Origin of the sequence: Azohydromonas lata NBRC 102462, from assembly GCF_001571085.1 — a bacterium.
Lineage (GTDB): Bacteria > Pseudomonadota > Gammaproteobacteria > Burkholderiales > Burkholderiaceae_C > Azohydromonas > Azohydromonas lata.
Genome location: NZ_BCTC01000179.1, coordinates 1 through 7,729, shown reverse-complemented (window position 1 = coordinate 7,729; position 7,729 = coordinate 1). Strand labels below are relative to the sequence as shown.

The window sequence follows — 7,729 nt, the reverse complement described above, 5'->3', positions numbered from 1 at the left end:
CGGACTTGGCCACGATGTCCGAGCCCAGCAGCGAGCCGGCGCCGGGCTTGTTCTCGATGATGATGGTCTGGCCCAACTGCTTGGACGCGCCTTCGGCCACCGCGCGGGCCACGATGTCGTTGGCGCCGCCCGGGCCGAAGGGCACCACGAAGCGGATCGGCTTCGTCGGCCAGGCCTGCGCCTGGGCCTGGCCGGCCACGCCGGTGAATGCGCAGGCAACCAATGCGGCCAGCGCGGCACGGCGCGGCAGGGAATTCGTCGTGGACATCGCTTTTGTCTCCGGTCTTGATTGATGGATGAATGGTAGGAATCACCCATTGATCTGTGAATTGCATTGTTTTTATGATTCCATGCATGTCACGCATCAATTTCGCCCTGGAAGAGCTGCAGGCTTTCGTGGCCGTGGCCGACCGCTGCAACTTCCGGCTGGCGGCCGAGCACCTGTGCATCTCGCAGCCGGCGCTCAGCCGCCGCATCGACAAGCTGGAAACCGCCCTGGGCCTGCGGCTGCTGGAGCGCACCACGCGGCAGGTGGATCTGACCGAGGGCGGGCGGCACTTCCTGGAGCGGGCACGGCAGACGCTGGAAGACCTGGAGGACGCCGTGGCGCGGCTGTCGGACAGCGCGCAGGCGCGGCGCGGGCAGGTGACGGTGGCCTGCGTGCCCTCGGTGGCGCAGCACGTGCTGCCGGGCATCCTGCAGCGCTTTGCGCAGCAGCAGCCCAACGTGCGCGTGCGCATCATTGACGACAGCGCCCACCGCGTGCTGGCCGCCGTGGTCAGCGGCGAGGCGGACTTCGGCCTGAATTTCACGGGGGCGCAGGAGCCGGACGTGGAGTTCGACATGCTGGGCCGCGACGACTACGTGCTGGTCATGCCCCAGGGCCACGCGCTGGCCGGCCGCGGGCACGTGGCCTGGGTGGAGCTGGCGGGTCAGAAGATGGTGGCCGTTTCGCGCCAGAGCGCCAACCGGCTGCTGGTGGACCAGGCCCTGGCCCCGCTGGCGCAGCGCCCGCTGTGGTTCTACGAGACGGAGCATGTGGCCGGCGCGCTGGGGCTGGTGGCTGCCGGGCTGGGGCTGGCCGCGCTGCCGCGCCTGTCGGTGCCGCCGCGCCACGAGGCGCTGTGCCGCGTGCCGCTGGTCGATCCGGTGGTCAGCCGCGTGGTGGGGCTGGTCACGCGGCGCGGGCGGCCGCTGTCGCCCACGGCGGCGCTGTTGTGCGAGCAGGTGCGGCTCGGCCGCAAGGCTTTCGAGCCCACGGCCGGCGCTTCAGACCAGGCCTAGCGCGCCCAACACCGCCCCCGCGCCCAACAGCCACAGCAGGTGCACCCGCGTGCGCCACACCAGCAGCGTGACCACGGCGCCCAACAGCCACAGCCGCCAGTCGGCGTGCCAGTCGCCGCCGGCACGGCCCAGCAGCCAGGCCGTGGACAGCAGCACCCCCACCACGATGGGCCCCATGCCCTGGCGGAAGGCACGCACCACCGGCCGCTCGCGGTGCTTGTGGCCCAGCCGCGCGGCCCAGAGCGTCAGCAGCGAGCTGGGCGCCAGCATGCCCAGGGTGCACACCGCCACGCCCAGCAGCGCCAGCGCCACGCTCCACACGGTGCCCGCGTTTGGGCCGGCGGCGTTCAAGCCCAGTTGCCAGCCCAGCAGCGCCACGAACAGCACGTTGGGGCCGGGCGCCGCCTGCGCCAGCGTGATGGCGGCACTGAACTGCGCGTCGCTCAGCCAGGCCTGGCCGTCCACCAGGTAGCGGTGCAGCTGCGGGGCCAGCGTCACCGCGCCGCCCACGGCCAGCAGCGAAATCGAGAGCTGATGCAGCAGCAGGTGCAGCCAGTCCAGCGCGCTCATGTCACGCTTCCTTGAGCAGCCGCCGCCAGGTCAGGCACCAGGCGGCGCCACCCAAGCCCAGCACGATCACGAACAGCGGCCAGCGCAGCAGCGCCAGCGCGGCAAAGGCCGCGGCGGCGAAGGCCAGCACCACCGTGAAACCCAGCGGATGGCGCCGCAGCCCGGCCAGCAACTTGAGACTCGTGCCGGCGATCAGCCCCGCCGCCACCGCGCCCATGCCGCGCAGCGCGCCCGCCGCCTCGGTGTGGCCGGAAAGGCTGCCGTAGAGCGTGGCCAGGGCGATCAGCAGCGCCAGCGGCAGCACCAGCAGCCCGCCCAGGGCCGTGACGGCGCCGCGCCAGCCGAAGTGCCGGTCGCCGAACATCAGCGCCAGGTTGCACACGTTGGGGCCCGGCATGACCTGGGCCACGGCCCAGTCCTCGATGAAGGCGTCGTTGCTGAGCCAGCCGCGCTTTTCCACCAGCTCGCGCTGCACCACGGCCATCACGCCGCCGAAGCCCTGCAGCGACATCCAGGAGAAGGCCCAGAACAGCTCCAGCAGGCCGCGCGGCGCGGCGCCCGCCGTGGTGGCGGTTTCGGTGGCGGCAGGGACGCCCCGTTCGCTCATTGGATGGTGATCTTGCGATCCCGTATCACGCGGCCCCAGGTGGCGGACTCGCGCTCCATGGTCTTGGCCAGCTCATCGCGCGTGCCGGGCTGCGGCGTGAGGCCGTGGTGGTCCAGCTCCTTCACCACGCCGGGGTCCTTGAGCACCTTGTTGAGCTCCACGTTCCAGCGGTCCAGCACCGGCTTGGGCACCTTGGAGGACGCCACGAAGGCGTACCAGTTGGTGGCGCTGTAGCCCGGGTAGCCGGACTCGGCGATGGTGGGCACCTTGGGCAGCGCCGGCAGCCGCTGCGGCCCCGTGCTCGCCAGCGGGATGAGCTTGCCGCTTTCGATGTGCGGCTGCGCCGTGGACAGCGTCGAGTAGTAGGCGGACACGCGCCCGCCGAGCAAGTCCTGCAGCGCCGGCGCGCCGCCCTTGTACGGGATGTGCGTGGTTTCGATCTTGGCCATGTCGTCCAGCAGCTCGCCGCCCAGGTGCGAGGCCGAGCCGGGGCCCGTGGAGGCGTAGTCCAGCTTGCCCGGGTTCTTCTTTGCGTAGGCAACGAAATCCGCAAAAGTCTTGATGCCCAGGCCCGAATGCACCACCAGGACATTGGGAAAATTCACGCCCATGGTGATGGGCGCGAGGTCCTTGAACGGGTCGTAGGGCAGCTTCATCAGGTGCGGCGCGATGGTCAGCGGGCCGACCGAGCCGAACAGGATCACGCTGCCGTCGCTGGGCCCCTGCGCCGCGAACTGGTGCGCGATGTTGCCGCCCGCGCCGGGCTTGTTGTCTATGACCACCGGCACCCCGATGTTCTCGCCAAGCTTCTTGCCGATGATGCGCGCCGCCGTGTCCGCCGCGCCGCCCGCGGCGAAGCCGACCAGCATGGTCACGTTCTTCTTGGGCGGGAAGTCCTGCGCCTGGGCCGTGCTCCAGGCGCCGGCGCTCAGGGTGGCGAGGGCACAGGTGCCGGCCGTGCGCAGCAGTTGGCGTTTGTTCATGCGGTGTCTCCAATCAGCGGTTTGTTGATCTCTTGGGCCTGCTTCAAGCCCATACTAGAAAGCGGCCATTGATCCGTGAATTGCATTGTTTTCATGGCTTGATGCGCAGCGCACATCAAAGCCGGCCCGCGCGGGTGGCGCGGGCCGGCGTGGTGGACTTCAGTCCGCGCCCAGGCCGATGGGGTTGGGCTGGCGCTTCTCCACCGCATGGCGCAGCAGCGAGGCCGTGCGGTAGATGCCGTGGGCGAACTTGCCGTAGGGCAGCGTGGCGAACAGCGCCAGCACCGCGCCCAGGTGCAGGCACAGCAGCAGCGCCAGCGCCGGGGTGCCGCGCGACAGCCACAGGGCCAGGCCGCTGGCGGCGGTGAGGAACAGCAGGGCGATGAAGCCCAGGTCCATGGGCTTTTGCGCGGCGTCGCCGTGCGCCGGGTGGCGGCGCAGGCGCAGCCAGCCCAAGCCGGCCGTGCCCACGCACAGGCTCACGCCGCCCAGCACGCCCAGCAGCTTGGGCAGCGAAGGCAGGTCGTAGGGCGCGGCCCAGCCGAAGGCGTAGTGATAGACCGTCGCCACGCTGGTGGCGGCGAAGCACAGCATGAAGCCGTAGAAGGTGAAGTGGTGGAAGCGGCGGCGCGAGAGGGTGTAGGCGTCGTCCTCGTTGCTGCAGCCCTGGCCGTGGCCGCCGTCCAGGTAGCGCAGGGTCAGCGCGTCGTGCGTGGCCTCGCTGAGGGCGGGCGCGCTGGCCGGCTGGCCGCTGGTGGCCGGCGTCACGTCGCGCCAGAAGCGGCGCACGCCCAGTGCCAGCGCCAGCGCCACGAAGGCGAACACGGGGGCGAAGAGGCTCACCATCAGCCCGTGCGGGAACAGCTCGTAGAAGCTGCCGCCCGCCGCCGGTCCCCACAGCGTGCCCTTGAGCCCAAGCGCCAGGGCGAGGAAGGCCGAGAAGGCCAGCACCAGCGCCAGGGCCAGCGCCAGGCCGTTGCGCTTGTAGAGCGCGCCCAGGGCCGGGGGCCAGGCGTAGTCGGCATAGGTCTGTCCGCGCACCTGGGCCATGGCCTGCGGCACGTTGATGGCGAACTCGTGCGGCGGCGCGTACTGGCAGGCGTGCAGGCAGGCGCCGCAGTTGTGGCAGAGGTTGGCCAGGAAATGGATGTCGGCCTTGCCGAACTCCAGCCGCCGCGTCATGGCGGGGAAGACGGCGCAAAAGCCCTCGCAGTAGCGGCAGGCGTTGCACACCGTCATCTGCCGCGCCACCTCGGACTCGGCGGCGGTGATGACGATCTCGCCCTCGGCCAGCGCGCGGGCGTCGCGGGTCAGTGCCTCAAGCGATTGCATGGTGTTCCTTCCGTTGGGTGTTGCCGGCGGCCTGGGCCGCGCGTGCCGCGTGGGTGCCGGCGATGCGGCCGAAGGCCGTGCCGATGGACATGCCCACGCCGGCGGTGTAGCCCTGGCCCAGCACGTTGCCGGCCATCATTTCGCCCGCGACGAAGAGGTTGTCGCTGGGCACGTTGCCGAAGCGCACGGCGGCCGTCTCGTCGGTGTGCAGGCCCAGGTACGTGAACGTGACGCCCGGGCGCACGGCGTAGGCGTAGAAGGGGCCGGTGTCGATGGGGCGGGCCCAGTGGGTCTTGGGCGGGGAGACGCCCTCGGTGCGGCAGTCGTCCAGTCGGGTGTGGTCGAAGCTGCCGGGCCGGCAGGCGGCGTTGTAGTCCTGCAGCGTGCCCATGAAGGCGTTCACGTCCAGGCCCAGCTTGGCGGCCAGCTCCGGCAGGCTGTTGGCCACGACGCCCGGGAACACCGGCGGCATGAAGCGGCCTATGGCCTTGGCGTCAATGACGGACCAGGCGATCTGCCCGGGCTGCTGCGCCACCAGCCGGCCCCAGATGGCGTAGCGCTTGGGCCAGAAGTCCTCGCCCTCGTCGTAGAAGCGCCGGCCCTCGCGGTTGACCACCACGCCCAGCGACACGCAGTCGATGCGCGTGCAGATGCCGCCGTCGTACAGCGGGGCGCGCGCGTCTATGGCCACCATGTGCGCCTGGGTGGGGTCGCCGATGCGGTCGGCGCCGTGGTCTTCCAGCAGGTGGCGCAGCAGCACGCCCTGGTTGAAGCGCGTGCCGCGGATGAGGAAATTGTCGGCCGGCCACTCGCCGCGCTCGTTGACGCCCCAGGCCTCGCGCAGCCACTCGCGGTTGGATTCGAAGCCCCCGGCGGCCAGCACGCAGGCCTTGGCCGTGATGCGCTCGCTGCCCACCCAGGCGGCGGCGAAGCGGCCCTGGGCGTCGATCTCCAGGCGATTCACCGGCGCCTCGTAGCGCACGCGCACGCCCAGGCGCTCGGCGCTGCGGTAGTAGGCGTTGACCAGCGCCTTGCCCCCGCCCATGAAGAAGGCGTTGGTGCGCGCCACGTGCAGCGCGCCGGAGAGGGGCGGCTGGAAGTGCACGCCGTGGCTGCGCATCCAGTCGCGGCAGGTGGAGGAGGCGCGGATGGTGAGCCGGGCGAGCTTTTCGTTGGTGCGCCCGCCGGTGACCTTGAGCAGGTCCTGCCAGAACTCCTCCTCGGGGTAGGCGTCCACCAGCACGTCCTGCGGCGCGTCGTGCATGCAGCGCAGGTTGCGGGTGTGGGCCGAGTTGCCGCCGCGCCAGGCCCGCGGCGAGGCCTCCAGCAGCAGCACGCTCGCGCCGCCTTCCGCGGCCATCAGGGCCGCGCACAAGGCGGCGTTGCCGCCGCCGATGACCAGCACGTCTGTGTTCATGCAATCCGCCTCGTAAATCAGTTGGGCGAATTGTTCGGCGGCGCGATTGTTTTGGGAAATGCAAAACGGGGCGCGATTGTTGCGATCCGGGCATCAGTGGCGCCGCGCGCGGCCGGCTTGGGCAGCGCCTGGGTTCCCGCTGGAATGAGGCAGCCAGGGGCGCGGTACCTTTGCGGGCGGGACGCCAAGCCCCACAAGGCGTTTGCCGGACGGCAGAGCGCCGTCGCGGGAATATGTCCTTCGGTGTCTCTCAGTATTTCTGATATTCGACGCGGCTTTGATTCCGGGAAAATGTCACGGCGGAAATTTTCAGTTGGCCGATGATGCAAGCCCGCGCCGTGTGCGCGTGGCGCGGCCCAGCTTTCCTATTGATTTTTTCCTGCCGATCCGGTGTTCTCGATGAATTTGTTTTTTTCAAGCCTTGGGCGAGAAATCGGGCAGGCAGCGGCTGCGGCCCTCGCGCAAACAGGCCGCCGGCCCCATGGCCGCGCTGTCCGGCACCACGGCCATGGGCATGGCGCCCAGTGATTTCGAATGTGACGGCAGCGGCGCCGGTGGAGGAGTGCGGCGCAGGGAGCAGGGCTTGCCCTGGCTCCGTGACGCCGCAGGTTTTCATGAGCGGGGCGCGCGGCGTGCTGCCCCGGGAGAGTTGCCGCATGGATGACGCCTGGCCCCCGGCCGAGCTCATCGCCGCGCTGGACCTGGCCTCCGTGTTCGTCCGGGGGCCGGACGGCACCGTTCTTCACTGGTCGCGCGGCTGTGAGCGCCTGTACGGCTGGTCGTCGCAGGAGGCCATAGGCCGCAAGGCGCACGAGCTGCTGCACACCGAGTTCCCCGTGCCCCAGGCCGAGATCAGGGCCGCGCTGGAGCGCGACGGCGAGTGGAGCGGCGACGTGCGCAACACCACGCGCGACGGGCACGAGATCGTCGTGGCCGTGCGCAAGCTGCTGCGCCGCGACGACGGCGGCCGGGTCACGGCCGTGGCCGAGGCCGTGACCGACGTCACCGACGCGCGCCAGGCCAAGGCCGCGCTGGCCGAGCTCATCGCCACGCTGGAGCAGCAGGTGCACCAGCGCACGACCGAGCTGCAGCATCTGGCCGAGCGCGAACAGGCGCTGCTGGCCATCGCGGGCAGCGCCATCATCGCCACCGACCTGTCCGGGCGCATCACCTCCATCAACCCGGCCGCGGAGGCCCTGCTGCGCATGCCCGCCACCCACGCCCTGGGCCGGCTGGAGCTGGATTTCCGCGACCACGCCGAGCTGCTGGCGCAGCTCCACCGCTACCCGCGCGAGGTGCTGGAGCACTGCGGCCACCTGCCGCTGTGGCTGTCCACCGCGGCGCGCTCCACGCTGTCGGTCATGCCCGCGGAGCTCGACGGCGGCCAGCGCAGCGAATGGACCTACGTGCGCGCCGACGGCACGCGCGTGGTCTGCCTGATGAGCATCAGCCTGCTGCGCAACACCCAGGGCGAGCCCAGCGGCTTCCTGTCCGTGATGGCCGACCTCTCCGAGCGCAAGGCGCTGGAGGAGCAGT

9 protein-coding genes are annotated in these 7,729 nt (G+C 70.7%); 2 read left to right on the top strand and 7 right to left on the bottom strand.

Annotated features, from left to right (window positions below; genetic code table 11):
• Positions 1–268, bottom strand: a 268-nt coding sequence (locus ALA01S_RS29730) for a Bug family tripartite tricarboxylate transporter substrate binding protein (protein WP_259375551.1), incomplete at its 3' end; no start/stop codon positions are given.
• An 86-nt stretch (positions 269–354) separates the two neighbouring features.
• Between ALA01S_RS29730 and ALA01S_RS29725 the strand changes: the two genes are divergently transcribed.
• Positions 355–1,284 (top strand): LysR family transcriptional regulator, encoded by a 930-nt coding sequence (locus ALA01S_RS29725; RefSeq protein ID WP_066343144.1) that lies wholly within the window; start codon positions 355–357, stop codon positions 1,282–1,284.
• Here the strand turns inward: ALA01S_RS29725 and ALA01S_RS29720 are convergent.
• The 6 genes from ALA01S_RS29720 to ALA01S_RS34195 all read right to left on the bottom strand — a co-directional run bounded on the left by ALA01S_RS29720 (position 1,270) and on the right by ALA01S_RS34195 (position 6,851).
• Positions 1,270–1,854: a chromate transporter gene (locus tag ALA01S_RS29720; protein WP_066343142.1), complete on the bottom strand. Its 585-nt coding sequence runs from the start codon at positions 1,852–1,854 to the stop codon at positions 1,270–1,272. The genes ALA01S_RS29725 and ALA01S_RS29720 overlap by 15 nt on opposite strands.
• 1 nt (position 1,855) lies before the next feature.
• Complete coding sequence (locus ALA01S_RS29715) at positions 1,856–2,461, bottom strand: chromate transporter (protein ID WP_066343140.1); 606 nt, start codon at positions 2,459–2,461, stop codon at positions 1,856–1,858.
• A complete protein-coding gene (locus tag ALA01S_RS29710) occupies positions 2,458–3,444 on the bottom strand; it encodes a Bug family tripartite tricarboxylate transporter substrate binding protein (RefSeq protein WP_066343138.1) in 987 nt (328 codons plus the stop codon). The genes ALA01S_RS29715 and ALA01S_RS29710 overlap by 4 nt, the downstream gene beginning before the upstream one ends.
• A gap of 159 nt (positions 3,445–3,603) precedes the next feature.
• Complete coding sequence (gene tcuB / locus ALA01S_RS29705; protein WP_066343135.1) at positions 3,604–4,776, bottom strand: tricarballylate utilization 4Fe-4S protein TcuB; 1,173 nt, start codon at positions 4,774–4,776, stop codon at positions 3,604–3,606.
• A complete protein-coding gene (gene tcuA, locus ALA01S_RS29700) occupies positions 4,763–6,193 on the bottom strand; it encodes an FAD-dependent tricarballylate dehydrogenase TcuA (RefSeq protein WP_066343133.1) in 1,431 nt (476 codons plus the stop codon). Before tcuA ends, tcuB begins: the two co-directional genes overlap by 14 nt.
• Before the next feature lie 250 nt (positions 6,194–6,443).
• Positions 6,444–6,851 carry a hypothetical protein gene (locus ALA01S_RS34195; RefSeq protein ID WP_169806048.1) on the bottom strand — a complete coding sequence of 136 codons (408 nt, stop codon included), beginning with the start codon at positions 6,849–6,851 and terminating at the stop codon, positions 6,444–6,446.
• Here ALA01S_RS34195 and ALA01S_RS29695 point away from each other — a divergent pair.
• A partial coding sequence (locus ALA01S_RS29695; protein WP_169806047.1) for a PAS domain-containing protein occupies positions 6,850–7,729 on the top strand: 880 nt, incomplete at its 3' end. The two genes, ALA01S_RS34195 and ALA01S_RS29695, sit on opposite strands and share 2 nt — an antisense overlap.

Coding starts and splice junctions, on each gene's coding strand:
- tcuB (WP_066343135.1), bottom strand. CDS start 4,776: ATGCAATCGCTTGAGGCACTGACCCGCGACGCCCGCGCGCTGGCCGAG.
- ALA01S_RS29720 (WP_066343142.1), bottom strand. CDS start 1,854: ATGAGCGCGCTGGACTGGCTGCACCTGCTGCTGCATCAGCTCTCGATT.
- ALA01S_RS29710 (WP_066343138.1), bottom strand. CDS start 3,444: ATGAACAAACGCCAACTGCTGCGCACGGCCGGCACCTGTGCCCTCGCC.
- tcuA (WP_066343133.1), bottom strand. CDS start 6,193: ATGAACACAGACGTGCTGGTCATCGGCGGCGGCAACGCCGCCTTGTGC.
- ALA01S_RS29725 (WP_066343144.1), top strand. CDS start 355: ATGTCACGCATCAATTTCGCCCTGGAAGAGCTGCAGGCTTTCGTGGCC.
- ALA01S_RS34195 (WP_169806048.1), bottom strand. CDS start 6,851: ATGCGGCAACTCTCCCGGGGCAGCACGCCGCGCGCCCCGCTCATGAAA.
- ALA01S_RS29715 (WP_066343140.1), bottom strand. CDS start 2,461: ATGAGCGAACGGGGCGTCCCTGCCGCCACCGAAACCGCCACCACGGCG.